This window comes from Agrococcus sp. GCM10030265, from assembly GCF_042666675.1.
GTDB lineage: Bacteria > Actinomycetota > Actinomycetes > Actinomycetales > Microbacteriaceae > Agrococcus.
Map to the genome: position 1 here is coordinate 645,197 of NZ_JBHTCZ010000001.1, position 16,001 is coordinate 661,197.

A 16,001-nucleotide genomic window follows, 5' to 3' on the forward strand; every position below is an offset into this window, starting at 1 on the left:
GCCCGCGTCAGTCGTCCTGCGGCGAGCGGCCGCGGATGCGCTGCTCGAGCGCCACGACATGGTGCCCGAGCGCGCCCGCGGCCGCCGCGGCGGCGATCGACGGCGCATCCCAGTCGCGCAGCGCCCGCGCCGCGTCGTCGCACGCCGCGCGCAGCTCGTCGTCGCCATCCTCCCCCTCGACGGCGCGGCCGAGCCTGCGCAGCACGTCGGCGACCGCGGATCGCAGCGCCGCGGGCAGCTCGTCGGGCACGGCGAGCGTCGTGCGCTCGTCGGAGACGACGGATGCGAGCGAGACGAGCTCGCGCACCGTGGCGCGCAGCTCGCCGAACCGCACGGTGCTCATCGTCATCGTGTGGCGCCCCCCGAGCGCGCGGACGTTCACGCGCCGCGTGCGCTGCGCGTCGGTGAGCGCGGCCTGCGTCTCGTCGACGGCGCGCTGCAGCTCGGCGCCGCGATCCTCGAGCGACACGACGGGCTGCTCGGCGTCGTCGAGCTGCGTCGCGAGGTCGTCGAGCAGCGAGGCCGCCGAGGCGCGCAGCGCCTCCAGCCGCCGGTCGACGGGCAGCGTGCGCAGCGGCGGCAGGATCGCGAGGTGCACGATCGTGCCGATCACGAGGCCCATGCCGGTCAGCACCACGTAGGCGGTGCCGAACATCTCGGGATCGCCGCCGCTCGACATCAGCACGAAGATCGCCGCGACGGGCACGTAGTCGCGTCCGGGACCAGGAGGCAGCAGGCCCGCGACGAGGATGGCGACGACGATCACGATGGCCACGGTCGCGAGCCCCGGCAGCCCCACGAGGTACGCGAGCACGGCGATGCCGCCGCCGACGGCGAGCCCGAGCAGGGTGTGCAGGCCCGTGCGCAGCGAGTCGACGACCGACGGCATCATCGCCACGACGGCGCCGAAGGGCGCGTAGTAGGCGTACTGGTCGAGGAAGCCGGGCAGCGAACGCGCGACGAGCCACGCGAGCACCGCCGCGACGGCCCCCTTCGCGGCGAGCAGCAGACGGTCGGGCGACACGAGCGTCGCGACGCCCTGGCGTGCTGCGCTCGCCGACGTCGACGCGAGGCGCGTGCGCAGCGACGCCATCAGCCGTCGCTCGGCACGCCGTCGCGCTCGACGGTGCGGATGGTGAGGGCGGCGTTCACGAGCGCGAGGTGGCTGAGCGCCTGCGGCAGGTTGCCGGCGAAGGCGCCCGTCGACGGCTCGACCATCTCGGCCATGATGCCGACGTCGTTCGGCACGGTCGCGACCAGATGCTCCATGCGCTCGCGCGCCACCTCGACCTGCCCGCACATCGCGCGGGCGGCGACCATCCAGAACGAGCAGGCGACGAACGCCTCCTCCTCCTGCTCGGCACCCGTCCAGCGCACGAGGTGCCCGTCGAACGCGAGGTCGCGCTCGACGGCGTCGAGCGTCGAACGCATCCGCTCGCCCCTGTCGAAGCCGCTGATGGCGTGCAGCAGGATCGACGCGTCGAGCCGATCCGAGCCCGGATACCACTCGTAGGCGCCGAGGGCGTCCGACCAGCAGTGCTCGTCGACCCAGTCGCGGATGGCGTCGGCCTCGAACCGCCACCGCTTCGCGTCGCCGGGGATCTGCCCGATGTCGGCGAGGTGCGCCGCATGGCGCAGCGCCTGCCAGCAGCCGAGCTTCGAGGTCGTGTAGTGGCGCTGCTCGGTGAGCTCCCACATGCCGGCGTCCTTCGAGCGCCACCGGTCGGCGGCGAGGTCGGCGATCTCGGTCATGAGGCGACCGGTGGGCGCGTCGATCACGTTGCCGCCGTCGACGTACAGCTGCACGATGCTGAACAGGTCGCCGTAGACGCCGAGCTGCAGCTGGTCGGTGGCGCGGTTGCCGGTGACGACGGGCTGCGCGCCGCGCCAGCCGGGCACGTCGTGCTCGACGACGTCGGCGCTCGGGTCGCTGCCGTCGAGCGCGTGCAGCACGGCGGTGACGTCGTGCTCGGCGCGCAGCAGGCGCAGCATCCACGTCATTGCGCCGTGCACCTCCTCGGTGACGCCGAGCTGCAGCAGCACCGACAGCGAGTAGGCGGTGTCGCGCAGCCACGAGTACCGGTAGTCCCAGCCCTTCGGCTCGGTGCGCGACTCGGGGAGGGATGTGGTGGCCGCGGCGGCGATGCCGCCCGTGGGGCCGTAGATGAGCTGCTTGAGCGTGAGGGCGCTGCGCGAGACCTCGGCGCTCCACGGCCCGTCGTACGCGCACGACTCGGCCCACCGGCGCCAGGTGGCGATCGTGCGGTCGATGCCCTCGTCCATGCGCTCGGGGTCGGGCAGCGGCAGCGGCTCCTCGTCGGTGGCGACGAGGCCGAGCAGGTGCCGCGAGCCGGGCGTCGTCTCGTACCAGGCGACGACGCGGCGCTCCTCGACGTCGACGCCTGCATCGTGCAGGGTGCGCGGCGCGAGGGTGAGGCCGCCCACGCGCAGCACGGTGCCGTGCACCGTCTCGCTCACCCACGGCGACGCCGCGTTCAGCAGCGTGCCCGGCGCGATCTCGCCGCGCAGGCGCACGGAGCCCGAGACGCCGTCGATGCGTCTCGCGAGCTCGCACCACGGCAGACGCCCAGCCTGCCCCGTGTTGAGGGCGTCGGTGACGCGCACGACGCCGGAGGCTGTCGTGAACGTCGTCTCGAGCACGTTGCCGCCCTCGAGGTAGCGGCGGCTCGACGTGTGCTCCTCGACGGGGGCGAGCAGGATGCGCCCGCCCGCCTCCGCGTCGAGGAGCGCCGCGAACGGCGGCGGCGAGTCGATCGCGGGCAGCGGCAGCCAGTCGATGGCGCCGCCGCGCGAGATGAGCGCGATCGTGCGCCCGTCGCCGATCGGCGCGTACGTGCGCAGGTCGGCGTACCCGTCGGCGTCCCGGCCGTCGACCGGGGCGTCGACGGGCTCGCCGCCGTGCCAGCGGGGGCCGGAGCCCACCTGCCACGCGAAGGTCACGGCGTGGGCATCCCGCCGTTGACGTTGAGGGTCTCGCCGACGACGTAGCTCGACTCGGGCGAGGCGAGGAAGACGTACGCCGGTGCGAGCTCGGCCGGCTGGCCGGCGCGGCCGAGCGGCGTCTGCTCGCCGAACTCGGGCAGCGCATCCGTCGGCTGGCCGCCCGCGGTCTGCAGCGGCGTCCAGATCGGGCCGGGCGCCACGACGTTGACGCGGATGCCCTTGGGGGCGAGCTGCTGCGCGAGCGCCTTGCACATGGCGTTCTGCGTGGCCTTCGTCGATGCGTAGTCGACGAGGTGCTCGGAGGGCGAGTACGCCTGGATGGACGACGTCGCGATGATGGTCGAGCCGGCCGGCATGTGCGGCACGGCATCCTTCACCATCCAGAACAGCGGGTAGACGTTGGTCTTGAACGTCTGGTCGAACGACTCGTCCGTGAGGTCCTCGATGTCGTTCACGTACTGCTGCCGACCGGCGTTGGCGACGAGGATGTCGATGCCGCCGAGGCGCTCGACGGTCGTCGTGACGGCGGCGCGGCTCGTCTCGCGATCGGTGATGTCGCCGGGGATCGCGACGGCGGTGCGGCCAGCCTCCTCGATGAGGGCGACGATGCGCTGCGCATCCTCCTCCTCCTCGGGCAGGTACGAGATGGCGACGTCGGCGCCCTCTCGTGCGAAGGCGATGGCGGTGGCGGCGCCGATGCCGGAGTCGCCGCCGGTGACGAGCGCCTTGCGCCCCTCGAGGCGGCCGGTGCCGCGGTAGGTCTCCTCGCCGAGGTCGGCCTTGTCGCGCATGTTCGCGTCGAGGCCGGGGCCGTCCTGCGAGATCGCCGTCGTGTCGATGTGGGCGTAGAGCGTCGTGGGGTCTGCGAACGTGTACTGGTCAGCCATGGCCTCGACGCTACGGATGCGGGCGGTGGTGGCGCGCGGCCTTGCGGATGCGCGCGGGATGGTGCGACCGTGCGCGAGGCGCCGGGATGTGCACCCAGCGGCGCCTGGCTCGCCCCTGGGCGTCCTGACCCCGCTGCGTGCGCATCGCGGGCGGCGACACCCTACGGACGTGCTCGGCGACGCGCGGCAGGACGTCGGTCAGCCGCTCCTCGCGCATCTCGGGCAAGGTCATCGTCGTCCCCGAGCGACGACGAGGGGAAGCGAGGCGGCGGCCGCCGAGATGCGCGCTGAGCGGCCACTCGTGTGCAGATCGCACGTGAGCATCCGCTCAGCGCGCATCGCGGCGGCCGACCCGCGTCAGCCCTCGGTCGCAGCCGCGGCCTGCTCGGCGGCCGACCGCTCGAGCGCCGCGAGGAACGCGGTCATCGCCGGCGACGCCGCCGACGCGGATCGGCGGGCCGTGAAGATCGTGCGCCTGGGCCGGCCCGGCAGCGGCAGCAGCCGACAGGTCGTGGCGCGGCCCGTCCACATGAGGTCGGGCATGAGGCCCACGGCGTTGCCGCTCTCGACGAGGCGGATCTGCGACTGCAGGTCGGCCGACTCGTAGCGCACGTCGGGCTCGAAGCCGTGGAGCCTGCACAGCTGCTCGGCGAAGTGGCGCGACGCGGTGCCGCGCGGCTCCATGAACCATGCCGCGTCGCGGACGTCGTCGATGCCCTGCGCGCTCGAGCCGGGCGGCACGGCGAGCCGCACCTCGTCGGTCGTGAGCCGCTGCCTGCGCAGGCCGTGGAGCCACGGGGCGGAGTGCTCGGGGTACTGCTCGGCGATGACGACGTCGAAGTCGCGAGCCCAGGTGTCGCGCAGCGCCTCCTCCGGCTCCTTCTGCACCATCTCGATGCGCACGTCGGGATGCGCCTCGCCCATCGCCCGCAGCGCCGCGGGCATGAGGGCGAGCGCCGCCGACTGGAAGACGGCGACGCGCACGCGACCGCGCACGACGTCGCCGAGCGCATCGAGGTCGGTGTCGAGCCGCTCGAGCACGTCGGCGATCTCCTCCGCCGCGGCGACGAGCACCTCCGCCTGCGGCGTCAGCTGCACGCCGCGACCCGCCTTGCGCAGCAGCGGCAGGCCCGCCTCGCGCTCGAGCACCGCGAGCTGCTGCGACACGGCCGAGGGGCTGAACTGCATGGCCTCGGCGACCGCGGCCATCGAGCCGCGCACCGCGAGCTCGCGGAGCAGCATGAGGCGACGCACGTCGAGCATCGGCGCTCCATCCATCAGCAGAGATGCAGAGAACAGGTTAGCAATCGTCGCTTCACCTGACGGGTCGTGCGGGCGCATGCTGGCCATGCGGGCGGGACGTCGCCCGATCAGCACCCTCCGGAGCCTCCCCATGACGCACACGGCACCCGTCGCCGCCGCCACGCCCGCGAGCCCCGACGCCACCGATCCCGCCCTGCTCGACGCCGCCGTCGCCCTCGTGCGGCGGTGGCTGCGCGAGGCTGCGAGCATCCCCGCCGACGCGGCGGGCGAGCAGCTCGCCGGCGTGCTGAGGGATCCGAAGGGCCTCGCCTTCACCGTCGGCTTCGTCGACGGCGTCGTGCGGCCGGAGGATCTCGGCGTCGCCGCCCGCACGCTGCGGTCCATCGCCCCCGACGTGCCCGGCTTCCTCCCGGCGCCCATGCGCGCCGCCGTGCGCCTCGGCGGCGCCATGGCGCCCGTCGCACCCGGCATCGTCGTGCCCATCGCGCGCCGCGTGCTGCGGCAGATGGTCGGCCACCTCATCATCGACGCGAGCGAGGATCGCCTCGGCCCCGCGATCGCGAGGCTCAGGCGCGACGGCGTGCGCCTCAACGTCAACCTGCTCGGCGAGGCCGTGCTCGGCAGGCGGGAGGCGGCGCGCCGCCTCGATGGCACCCGCCGGCTCGTCGCGCGCGACGACGTCGACTACGTGTCGATCAAGGTCTCGTCGACCGTCGCACCGCACGACCCGTGGGCGTTCGACGCCGCCGTCGACGACATCGTCGACGAGCTCGCACCGCTCTTCGTCGACGCCGCCGCCACCTCGCCGTCGACGTTCGTGAACCTCGACATGGAGGAGTACAAGGATCTCGACCTCACGATCGCGGTCTTCACCCGCCTCCTCGACCGCCCCGAGCTGCACGCGTTCGAGGCCGGCATCGTGCTGCAGGCGTACCTGCCGGATGCGCTGAGCGCCATGATGCGTCTGCAGGAGTGGGCTGCCGATCGCGTGCGCCGCGGCGGCGCCCCCATCAAGGTGCGCCTCGTGAAGGGTGCGAACCTGCCGATGGAGCGCGCCGACGCGTCGCTGCACGGCTGGCCCCTCGCGACCTGGCACACGAAGCTCGACTCCGACACGCACTACAAGCGCGTCCTCGCCTACGCCCTGCAGCCCGAGCGCATCGCGAACGTGCGGCTCGGGGTCGCGGGCCACAACCTGTTCGACATCGCCTACTCGTGGGAGCTCGCAGGCGCTCGCGGCGTGCGCGACGGCATCGACTACGAGATGCTCCTCGGCATGGCCCAGGGCCAGGCGGAGGCCGTGCGGCGCGAGGTCGGCAGCCTGCTGCTCTACACGCCCGTCGTCGCGCCGACCGAGTTCGACGTGGCGATCGCCTACCTCATCCGCAGGCTCGAGGAGGGCGCGGCGAGCGACAACTTCATGTCGGCCGTGTTCGAGCTCGATCGTGACGAGGGCCTCTTCGAGCGGGAGCGACGGCGATTCCTCGACTCGGTCGCGGCGCTCGACGGCGACGTGCCGGCGCCGCATCGCGTGGCCGACCGCTTCGCCGCGACGCCGCGGTCGGTCGACGGGGCGTTCCGCAGCACGCCGGACACCGACCCGTCCGTCGAGGGCAACCGGGCATGGGCGCGCGACATCCTCGCCCGCGTGCCCGGCTCGACCCTCGGCGTCGACGCCGTCGCCGCCGCACGCGTCGAGGACGCGGAGGCGTTGGATGCCGTCGTCGAGGGCACGCATGCCGCCGGCGTCGAGTGGGGGAGGCGCTCAGGCGCCGAGCGCGCCGCGATCCTGCACCGCGCGGGCGACGAGCTGGAGGCGCGGCGCGCGCAGCTGCTCGAGGTCATGGCCGCCGAGGCGGGCAAGACGATCGGCCAGGGCGACCCCGAGGTGTCGGAGGCCATCGACTTCGCCCACTGGTACGCCGAGCTCGCGAAGGAGCTCGACGACGTCGACGGCGCGACGTTCGTGCCCGCGGCCGTCACGGTCGTGACGCCGCCGTGGAACTTCCCCGTCGCGATCCCCGCGGGCGGCGTGCTCGCGGCGCTCGCCGCGGGGTCCGGCGTCGTGTTCAAGCCCGCGGCCGTCACCGCGCGCTCCGGCGCGCTCGTCGCGGAGGCGCTGTGGGCGGCCGGCGTGCCGCGCGACCTGCTGCAGATGGTGCAGCTCGGCAGCCGCCCCCTCGGCGCGCGGCTCATCGCGCACGAGCGGGTCGACCGCGTCATCCTCACGGGCGCGTACGAGACCGCCGAGCTGTTCCGCTCCTTCCGGCAGGATCTGCCGCTCCTCGCCGAGACGAGCGGCAAGAACGCCATCGTCGTCACGCCGTCCGCCGACCTCGACCTCGCAGCACGCGACGTCGTCGCCTCGGCGTTCGGCCACGCGGGGCAGAAGTGCTCGGCGGCGTCGCTCGTCGTGCTCGTCGGCTCCGTCGCGCGCTCGGAGCGCTTCCGCACGCAGCTTCTCGACGCCGTGCGATCGCTCGACGTCGGCCACCCGTGGGATGCGACGACGCAGATGGGCCCGCTCGTCGAGCCCGCATCCGGCAAGCTGCTCGGCGGCCTCACGACCCTCGGCGACGGCGAGCGGTGGCTCGTGCGCCCCGAGCGGCTCGACGAGGAGGGGCGGCTCTGGAGCCCCGGCGTGCGCGACGGCGTCGCGCGCGGCTCCGAGTACCACCGCACCGAGTACTTCGGCCCGATCCTCGGCATCATGACGGCGGCGACGCTCGACGAGGCGATCGACGTCGTCAACGAGATCGACTACGGCCTCACCTCCGGCATCCACTCGCTCGACCCGGCCGAGATCGACGCGTGGCTGCAGCGCGTCGAGGCGGGCAACCTCTACGTCAACCGCGGCATCACGGGCGCGATCGTGCAGCGGCAGCCCTTCGGCGGCTGGAAGCGCTCTGCGGTCGGTGCGGGCACGAAGGCGGGTGGCCCGAGCTATCTCGTGGGCCTCGGCTCGTGGGAGCCGAAGCCCGCGACGGCGGGGGAGCGCATCGCCGAGCCGCGCGTGCAGGTGCTGCTGGCGGCGGCGCGGGCCGCCCTGCCCGAGGCGGATGCGGCGAGCCTCGAGCGCGCGCTGCGCAGCGACGCGCTCGCATGGCGCGAGCGCTTCGGCTCGGCCGTCGACGTCTCGGGGCTCGAGGCGGAGCGCAACCTGCTGCGCCACCGCCCGTTCGACGCGCCGGTGCTCGTGCGCCTCGAGTCGGAGGCGCGCGTCGCCGACGTCGTGCGCACCGTGGGCGCGTCGGCGCTCACCGGCACGCGGGTCGTCGTGTCGCTCGACCGCGAGATCCCCGAGGAGCTCCTGCGTGCGCTCGAGTCGATCGCGGCGTCGGTGACGGTCGAGGACGCCGCGGCGTGGGCGGCGCGCGTGCAGGCGCACGGCGCCGGGCGTGTCCGCATCCTCGGCGCCGCCGCCTCGACGGTGCACGCCGCGAGCGACGGGCGCCCCGACCTCGCCGTCTACGCCGGGCCGGCGACCGAGTCGGGCCGCGTCGAGCTGCTGCCGTACCTGCGCGAGCAGGCGATCGCGATCACGGCGCACCGCTTCGGCACGCCCGACCACCTCACCGACGCGATCGTGTGACGCCGGCGCGCCCGCCGGCGCGCGGGCCGCTCATCGGCGCGGCCTCCGCCGCGGCGCGCCCCACACGGTGTCGACGCCGTGGGGGATGCCGCGCGGGCCGGGCCATGACGGCTCCTGCTGGGCGGGCGCGGGCGGCGGCTTCTGCGGCGTCATCGCCCGGGGCGTCCGTGACGATGACGTGCCCGTGGCCATCCACGCGCCCGGCAGCTGTCGCTCGACGAAGGCGAGCGCGTTGTGCGACGCCTCCTCGAGGCTGCCCCAGTAGCCGACGAGCCGTCGGTGCGCGCGGTCGTCCTCGCCGGTGACGACGCGCCAGTAGTCGTCGCCGTCGATCTCGACGCAGCGGATGACGACGTAGACGCGTCGGTGCACGATCACGGCCCACTCGCACGGCTCGGGCCTCAGCTCGGGCACGAGCCGATCCCAGCGCGCGCCCGTTCGAACATGCGTTCGATCGTAGGCCTCGGCGACGGGACACGCGCAGCCGACGTCGTGGCTCATCCGGCGCCCGCGCGGCGGCGAGGCTAGCCCGCGCCGGGCGAGCGCGCCACCCGCTGTCCCCGCCGCCGCCGATGGCGTTGCCTGGTCGCATGACGCATGCTGACGACCTCGCCTCCCTCATCGGCGCCACGGTGCTCGACCGCGACGGCGACCGGATCGGCACCGTGGGCAGCCTCTTCGCGGAGGACGCCGCCGATCGCCCGTCGTGGGGCGGCGTCGTGTCGAGCTCGTCCGATGCCTCCGAGGTGCTCGTGCCGCTGCACGACGCGACCGTCGCCGACGGCATGGTGCGCCTCGGCGTCGACAGGAGGCGCGTCGCGGATGCGCCGCGCACCGACATCCACGGTGCGCTCGCCCAGCACGCCGAGGACGGCCTCCACGCCCACTACGGCCTCGTCGCCCCGGCCGTCGCAGACGGCATCGACCACGGCGCGACCGGCACCCTCGGCCACAGCGCCGATGCCGAGGGCCCGGCGGGCGGCCGGCCCGAGGGTCTCAGCGTCGATGGCTCGTTCACGCCCGCCTCGGGGGCCGCACCCGGTGGCGCTGCGCGCGCCAGCGCTGCGCCCGGTGGCGCTGCGCCCGGTGGCGCTGCGCCCGGTGGCGCTGCGCGCGCCGGCGCTGCGCCCGGTGGCGCTGCGCCCGCCAGCGCTGCGCCCGGTGGCGCGGTGCCCGCCGGAGCGGGGCGCTCGCGGCTGCGCAGGTGGGTCGTGACGCGCTGACCACGGTGCCGTGCGCACTCGTGCCATGCGACATGGCATGGCGCAAGGGTCGGCGTGCGCCGCGAGGGCTGGCTAGCGTCGTGAGGTGACCTCCATGCGGCCCGAGTCCCATCCGCTCGTGCTGCTGGCGGGGGCCGACCGCCACGTCGTCGAGCGCGCGGCATCGCTCGCGCACGACGCCGCGGACGGGGGCGACCGCATCGCGGGCGCGCTCGCGGTCGCACCCGACGTCGCCGCCGCCGTGTCGCCGCCCGGCGCGGGCGACACGGCCACGCTGTGGTCGGCGCTCGCGACGGTCGCCGCCGTCGACCTCGGCGTCGCCCGCACGCTGGAGCCGCACCTCGATGCGCTCGCGATCCTGCGCGAGCGCGGTGCCGGCGCGCCCGCCGACGACGCGCGCTGGGGCGTCTACGCCGCCGAGGGCGGCGGGCATCGGCTCGAGGCCGAGCCCGGCGACGACGGCTGGACGCTCTCCGGCTCGAAGCCGTGGTGCTCGCTCGCGGCGCGGCTCGATCGCGCCCTCGTCACCGCCCGCGTCGGCGACCGTCGCGGGCTCTTCGCCATCGCGCTCGACCACCCCGGGGTGGTCGTGGACGCCGCCGACGCGTGGGTCTCGCGCGGCCTCGCCGACGTGCCGAGCGTGCCCATCCGTCTCGCTGGCGTGCCCGGCGAGCCGGTCGGCGACCCCGGGTGGTACCTCGAGCGGCCCGGGTTCGCATGGGGTGGCATCGGCGTCGCCGCCGTGTGGCTCGGCGGTGCGGCGGGCGTCGCACGCACGATGCTCGACGCGAGCCGGCGCCGCGAGCCCGACCAGCTGGCCCTCGCGCTGCTCGGCCGCGTCGACCGCGGCCTCGCTGCGGGGCGCGCGGTGCTCGCGGAGGCGGCCGCCGAGGTCGACGGCGCGCGCGTCGCCGATCCGGCGGCGCTCGCGCTGCGCGTGCGCGGCACCGTCGCGAGCGTCGTCGACGACGTCGTGCGCTGCGCCGACCACGCGATGGGGCCCGCGCCGCTCGCGCTCGACGCCGACCATGCGCGCCGCGTCGACGACCTGCGCGTGTACGTGCGCCAGCATCATGCCGAGCGCGACGACGCCGCGCTCGGCCGCGCCGTGCTCGACGGAGCCGCGGGGTGGTGACCTTCCATCACGCCGACCCGGGCACGCCGCTCGGCGCATGGGCGGATGCGACGGGCCCGGCGATCGACGTCGAGGGCATCGCGCGCGTCGTGGTGGTGGCCGCGCATCCCGACGACGAGTCGCTCGGCGCCGGCGGCCTCCTCGCGCGCTGCGCGCGGCTGGGCGTGCCCGCGGACGTGCTGATCGCCACCGACGGCGACGCATCGCATCCGCGCTCGCCGACGCACTCGCGGGCCGAGCTCGGCGCGCGTCGACGCCGCGAGTCGGTGGTCGCGGCGGCGGCCGTGGGGGTCGACGCCGACCGGCTCGTGCACCTGGGCGTCGCCGACGGCGCCGTCGCGCAGCACGAGGACGACGTCGTGGCCGCGATCGTCGACCTCGTCGGCGACGGCCGCGGCGTGCTGCTCGTCGCGCCGTACCGCGGCGACGGGCACCCCGACCACGAGGCCGCCGGCCGTGCGGCCGCCATCGCCGCTCGCCGCACCGACGCGCGGCTGCTCGAGTACCCGATCTGGCTGCTGCACGCCGCCGAGCCCTCCGCCCTCGCCGACGCGCAGCTCGTGCACCTCGCGCTCGACGACGCCGAGCGCCACGCGAAGCACGCCGCGATCGACGCGCACGCGAGCCAGGTGCATCCCCTCTCCGACGAGCCGGGCGACGAGGTGCTGCTCGGGTCGCACGTGCTCGACCGGTTCCGCACCGGCATCGAGCGCTACGTCGTGGCGCCGCCGATCGTCGACGACCGCCTCGACCGCCTCCACGTCGACGAGCAGGAGCCGTGGGGCGCCGATCGCCGCTGGTACGAGCGACGCAAGCGATCGCTGCTGCTCGCGATGCTGCCGGCCGAGCGGCTGGGGCGCGTGCTCGAGGTCGGATGCTCGACGGGCGTCACGACCGCGGCGCTCGCCGCGCGCGCCGACGAGGTCGTGGCCCTCGACGCCTCGCCCGCCGCGCTCGCTCGCGCCGCCGAGCGCACCGAGGGCCTGCCCGTGCGGCTGCTGCTCGGCGACGTGCCGTGGACGTGGCCGGACGGGCGCTTCGACCTCGTCGTCGTCTCGGAGCTCGGCTACTTCCTGTCGCCCGCGGCGCTCGAGGCGCTCGTCGAGCGCGTCGCGGGCTCGCTCTCGCCGCACGGCGCCGTCGCGCTGTGCCACTGGCGCCATCCCGTGCGCGGATGGGTGCTCGACGCCGACGCCGTGCACGCCGCGTTCGACGTCGAGGCCGTGCCCCCGCGAGCCGCCTCCTACGCCGACGGCGACGTGCGGATGGAGCTGCGCGCGCACCGCCGCACGATGCCGGACGCCGGCCGGTGACCCGCATCGGCGAGGTGCGGATCGTCGTGCCTGCGCGCGACGAGGCGCAGCGCATCGACCGCTGCCTCGCGGCGATCGCCGTCGCCCGCGCTGCCGTCGAGGCGCGCGGCGTGCGCACCCGCTGCGTCGTCGTGGCCGACGCGTGCCGCGACGACACCGCCGCGCTCGCCGCGGCGCACGCGGGGGTGGAGGTCGTCGCGTCGACCGCCGCCCGCGTGGGCGTCGCCCGGCGCGCAGGCGTCGATGCGCCAGGCGACGACGCGATCGACCCCGCCCGCGTGTGGGTCGCGTCGACCGACGCCGACAGCGTCGTGCCCGCCGACTGGCTGCGGGTGCACCTGGCGCTCGCCGACGCCGGTGCCGACGCGGTGCTGGGGCTCGTGCATCTCGCATCCGACGACGCGAGCGCCGCAGCCCTCGCCCGCTGGCATGCGCGATCGCAGGTCGGCGACCGCATCCACGGTGCCAACCTCGGCGTGCGACTCGACGCCTACCGGGCTGCAGGCGGCTTCCCGCCGCTCGCGGCGCACGAGGACGTGTCGCTCGTCGCGGCGCTGCGCGACGCCGGGCGCCGCGTCGTCACGACGCCTCGCGCCTCGGTGCGCACCTCGGGCCGGCGCGACGGCCGCGCGCCCAGTGGGTTCGCGGGGCACCTGCGCACCCTCGTGCACGGCGACGCCGACTGAGCAGGCGGCGCTACGGCCCTCCGGCGGGCAGCGCAAGCCATGACGCGGCGGCGGCGGCCTGTGCGATGGTTGCCGAGCGCATCACCGTCGGCGCAGGAGAGGACAGACCATGTTCGAGGCTGCGAGCATCCGCGACTGGATCGGATCGAACGTCGTCGACCCCGCGGGCGACACGATCGGGCCGCTCGAGAGCATCTACTTCGACACCGCGACCGACGCGCCCGCGTTCGCGGCGGTGCGCACCGGCATCCTCGGTCGCTACCGGCTGCGCTTCGTGCCGCTCGACGGCGCGACGGTCACGCCGAAGCACCTCAACGTCATGTACGACAAGAAGGTCGTGAAGGACGCGCCGTCGATCGACACCGACGGCGAGCTCGAGGCCGCGGTCGAGCCCGAGGTCTACGCGCACTACGGCCTGCCGTACGCGACGGGCAGCGGCGGCGAGCGCAGGCTCGGGCGCCGCTGACGCGAGGGTCGCGCCGGGGCACCATCGGGCGTCTCACGTTGGCTCCGGGGGTCGGGCGTCCGACGCGATCGAACCTCCGCGCGAAGTCGGCTGGCTCGTCCGAGATGTTCGAAGCCCTCATCGCCGGGGCGCCATGCGTCCCAGCTGCCATCACCCATGCTCAGGAGCGCGATCTCCACCGCGACCTCGTCCAGTCGGGCCTCGAGGATCAGCGTGCCGGTGGTGAGCGCGATGCGAATGCCACATGAGGGTTCCACGGTGACTGCACGCACGTTCCCGGGTGAGAGCCGACGGAAGACGTCTCCATAGCCCGGGTCCTCCTCGACCCAGAGGCGACCGGCGACCTCGATTCGAGGCCACACGAAGCAGTCGAGGAGCGGCGCGTCGCCATCGAGCACAGGCGGCTCGAACTCGAGGCGCGTGGAGTCGTTCAGGACGAATCGCACCGAGGCCAGTCTCATGCCCACGAGGCGTGCGAGGAGACGCAGGAAGGATCGCCATGCGTACGACAGCCTTCATGTCCGCGTTCATCGCACGGGGTGCTGTCGTGTGCTGGTCGACGCCTCGGTAGGCGCTTCGGTCAAGACGATCGTCGCGGCCCTCGTGGCAGCAGCCTCCGTCGTGGGCACCTCGCGTACGAGCCGATCGCGGAGAGCAGGGCACACGGACCTCCTCGCCGCGAGCGGAGCAGCGGGCACCGCGCATCCCCAGCTCGAACAGGCATCCTTGCCCGTGGCGGGACAGAGGCAGACGGCGTGCGATGCAGGGTGACGTTCGCAGTCGTCGCGTTGAGCGGTGTCGCGTGGGTGCACGAGCCCGGTGACGGGGAGCACGTCTTGCTCGACCGTCGTCTCGGCATCCGAACGGGCGCGCATACGGGTGTGGTGGATGTCGAGATCGATCGCGCCACGGGCGACGTCAGGCTGGACGGACTTGAAGAGTGGGACGACGTCGTCGTCGCTCCAGCGCAGCTCGATGAAGACGCCTCGCTCGCTTCGGTGGCCCCCGGCCAGCAGGGCAACGCTCTCGCGATGACGTCGCGTCTCCATGCGGTCGTGATCGCTCGAGCAGCCTTGCACGCTCCAGGCGACCTCGCGCCGAACGCCGTCATGGAGCGGTACCTGATCACGACGTGGCCCGCTGCTGAACCGGTCGACGCCCACGTCGTCAAAGCCTCCCCGCGGTCGTCGAGATCGTGGGACCTGCCGCGAGACGTCGAGCCGCGGGTCTTCGTCGGCGCGATGCCTCAAGCGGTCGCGGCGGGCGCGGCAGCATCGCCCGGCGCGCCCGTTCGCGGCGCTCGGACAGATGGTCCAAGGAGCGTGGAGGTGCTGCGCTCGCTCTTGCTCAGACGCGTGCGCTCGTCTGCGCTGACGGACGACGAGCGCGCTCTGACCGACGCATCGGCTGAGGTGAGCGGCCTCGTCGACGAACTCGCGGAGGCGTCGGGAGTGAGCGCTGACGCGCTCGAACGCGCCAAGGCCGAGCGTCGCGAGCGCAGACGGTTCCGGCCTTCCGACGAGAGGTAGGACTCCGAGGACGCGCCCGACGCCCGCACCCGCCTCAGATCGTCGCGACCGACCCGCCGTCGACGCGGTAGTTCGAGCCGTTCACGAACGACGCGAGGTCCGAGCAGAGGAAGGCGACGACCGCTGCGACCTCCTCGGCCTCGCCGCGGCGACCGAGCTCGAGGTACGGGCGCTCCTCGTCGAGGAACGAGGCGATGGCCTCGTCGCGGTCGGTGCCGCGCTCCTCGGCGCGCGAGTCCATCATCGCGTCGGTCATCGGCGTCGCGATGAACGCCGGCGACACGGCGTTCACGAGCAGCCCCTCCTTCGCGTACGACCGCGACAGCCCCTTCGACAGCGCGAGGATGCCGGCCTTCGACGCGCAGTAGGGCAGCTCGTCGTCGTAGGGCTGCACGGCGTCCTCCGACGCGAGCAGCACGATGCGGCCCCAGCCGCCCGCGCGCAGGTCGGGCAGGAACTCGCGGATGAGCCGCACGGGGCCGAGCAGGTCGGTCGTGACGGTCTGCACCCATCCGTCGTCGTCGATCTCGTGGAAGAGCCCCTGGGCGCCGGTGACGCCCGCGGACTGCACGAGGATGTCGATCTCGCCGACCGTCTCCGCCACGCGCGCGTGCAGGGCGGCGAGCTCGGCGACGTCGGTCACGTCGGCCGGGAAGGCGTGCAGGCGGTCGGGGTCGGCCTCCAGCCGGTCGGCGGCCTCGCGCAGCCGGTCGGCGTGCAGGTCGGTGATGACGACGGTCGCGCCCTCGTCGAGCAGCACCTTCGCGGTGTGCCAGCCGATGCCCGAGTCGGCCCCCGTGACGAGTGCCCGCTTGCCGTCGATGCCCAGATCCATGTCGCTCCTCGTGTCCCGTCGTGTCGTGTTGCCTCGTGTCGTGCTTCGTCGGATGGATCCGGGCGCGCTCGAGCGACGCGACGGCCGCGAGGGCCGCCCGCGCGCGTG

Annotated in this window: 14 protein-coding genes; 7 read left to right on the forward strand and 7 right to left on the reverse strand. The window is 74.5% G+C overall.

The annotated features are described in order from the left end of the window. Window positions 1–7 precede the first annotated feature (7 nt). The 5 genes from ACFQPP_RS03150 to ACFQPP_RS03170 form a co-directional block, all read right to left on the reverse strand. On the reverse strand, window positions 8–1,093 hold the full coding sequence (locus ACFQPP_RS03150) for an aromatic acid exporter family protein (RefSeq protein ID WP_376915059.1): 1,086 nt from the start codon (window positions 1,091–1,093) through the stop codon (window positions 8–10). Further along, the gene (locus tag ACFQPP_RS03155; RefSeq protein WP_376915060.1) at window positions 1,093–2,961 is read right to left on the reverse strand and encodes a glycoside hydrolase family 15 protein; all 1,869 of its coding nucleotides are present in this window, start codon (window positions 2,959–2,961) and stop codon (window positions 1,093–1,095) included. The genes ACFQPP_RS03150 and ACFQPP_RS03155 overlap by 1 nt, the downstream gene beginning before the upstream one ends. Next, complete coding sequence (locus ACFQPP_RS03160) at window positions 2,958–3,851, reverse strand: SDR family oxidoreductase (protein ID WP_376915061.1); 894 nt, start codon at window positions 3,849–3,851, stop codon at window positions 2,958–2,960. The genes ACFQPP_RS03155 and ACFQPP_RS03160 overlap by 4 nt, the downstream gene beginning before the upstream one ends. 10 nt (window positions 3,852–3,861) lie before the next feature. Beyond that, window positions 3,862–4,077 carry a hypothetical protein gene (locus tag ACFQPP_RS03165; protein ID WP_376915062.1) on the reverse strand — a complete coding sequence of 72 codons (216 nt, stop codon included), beginning with the start codon at window positions 4,075–4,077 and terminating at the stop codon, window positions 3,862–3,864. 131 nt (window positions 4,078–4,208) lie between these two features. After that, on the reverse strand, window positions 4,209–5,114 hold the full coding sequence (locus ACFQPP_RS03170) for a LysR family transcriptional regulator (protein WP_376915063.1): 906 nt from the start codon (window positions 5,112–5,114) through the stop codon (window positions 4,209–4,211). Window positions 5,115–5,244: 130 nt separating this feature from the next. On the opposite strand from ACFQPP_RS03170, the gene ACFQPP_RS03175 reads away from it, so the two are divergent. Further along, complete coding sequence (locus ACFQPP_RS03175; protein ID WP_376915064.1) at window positions 5,245–8,706, forward strand: bifunctional proline dehydrogenase/L-glutamate gamma-semialdehyde dehydrogenase; 3,462 nt, start codon at window positions 5,245–5,247, stop codon at window positions 8,704–8,706. Window positions 8,707–8,736: 30 nt separating this feature from the next. Here ACFQPP_RS03175 and ACFQPP_RS03180 read toward each other — a convergent pair whose 3' ends face one another. Continuing rightward, on the reverse strand, window positions 8,737–9,120 hold the full coding sequence (locus tag ACFQPP_RS03180) for a hypothetical protein (RefSeq protein WP_376915065.1): 384 nt from the start codon (window positions 9,118–9,120) through the stop codon (window positions 8,737–8,739). A 176-nt stretch (window positions 9,121–9,296) separates the two neighbouring features. Between ACFQPP_RS03180 and ACFQPP_RS03185 the strand changes: the two genes are divergently transcribed. From ACFQPP_RS03185 to ACFQPP_RS03210, 6 genes are all read left to right on the forward strand, one after another. Then, window positions 9,297–9,929 (forward strand): hypothetical protein, encoded by a 633-nt coding sequence (locus ACFQPP_RS03185; protein ID WP_376915066.1) that lies wholly within the window; start codon window positions 9,297–9,299, stop codon window positions 9,927–9,929. Between the two features lie 94 nt (window positions 9,930–10,023). Beyond that, a complete protein-coding gene (locus tag ACFQPP_RS03190; protein WP_376915294.1) occupies window positions 10,024–11,064 on the forward strand; it encodes an acyl-CoA dehydrogenase in 1,041 nt (346 codons plus the stop codon). Continuing rightward, window positions 11,061–12,377, forward strand: coding sequence for a PIG-L family deacetylase (locus tag ACFQPP_RS03195; RefSeq protein WP_376915067.1), 1,317 nt, complete (start codon window positions 11,061–11,063; stop codon window positions 12,375–12,377). Before ACFQPP_RS03190 ends, ACFQPP_RS03195 begins: the two co-directional genes overlap by 4 nt. Further along, complete coding sequence (locus ACFQPP_RS03200; protein ID WP_376915068.1) at window positions 12,374–13,063, forward strand: glycosyltransferase; 690 nt, start codon at window positions 12,374–12,376, stop codon at window positions 13,061–13,063. Before ACFQPP_RS03195 ends, ACFQPP_RS03200 begins: the two co-directional genes overlap by 4 nt. 109 nt (window positions 13,064–13,172) lie before the next feature. Next, window positions 13,173–13,529 carry a PRC-barrel domain-containing protein gene (locus ACFQPP_RS03205; protein ID WP_376915069.1) on the forward strand — a complete coding sequence of 119 codons (357 nt, stop codon included), beginning with the start codon at window positions 13,173–13,175 and terminating at the stop codon, window positions 13,527–13,529. 767 nt (window positions 13,530–14,296) lie between these two features. Beyond that, window positions 14,297–15,058, forward strand: coding sequence for a hypothetical protein (locus ACFQPP_RS03210; protein ID WP_376915070.1), 762 nt, complete (start codon window positions 14,297–14,299; stop codon window positions 15,056–15,058). A 34-nt stretch (window positions 15,059–15,092) separates the two neighbouring features. Here the strand turns inward: ACFQPP_RS03210 and ACFQPP_RS03215 are convergent, their stop codons facing one another. Next, complete coding sequence (locus ACFQPP_RS03215) at window positions 15,093–15,893, reverse strand: SDR family NAD(P)-dependent oxidoreductase (protein WP_376915072.1); 801 nt, start codon at window positions 15,891–15,893, stop codon at window positions 15,093–15,095. Window positions 15,894–16,001: the final 108 nt, after the last annotated feature.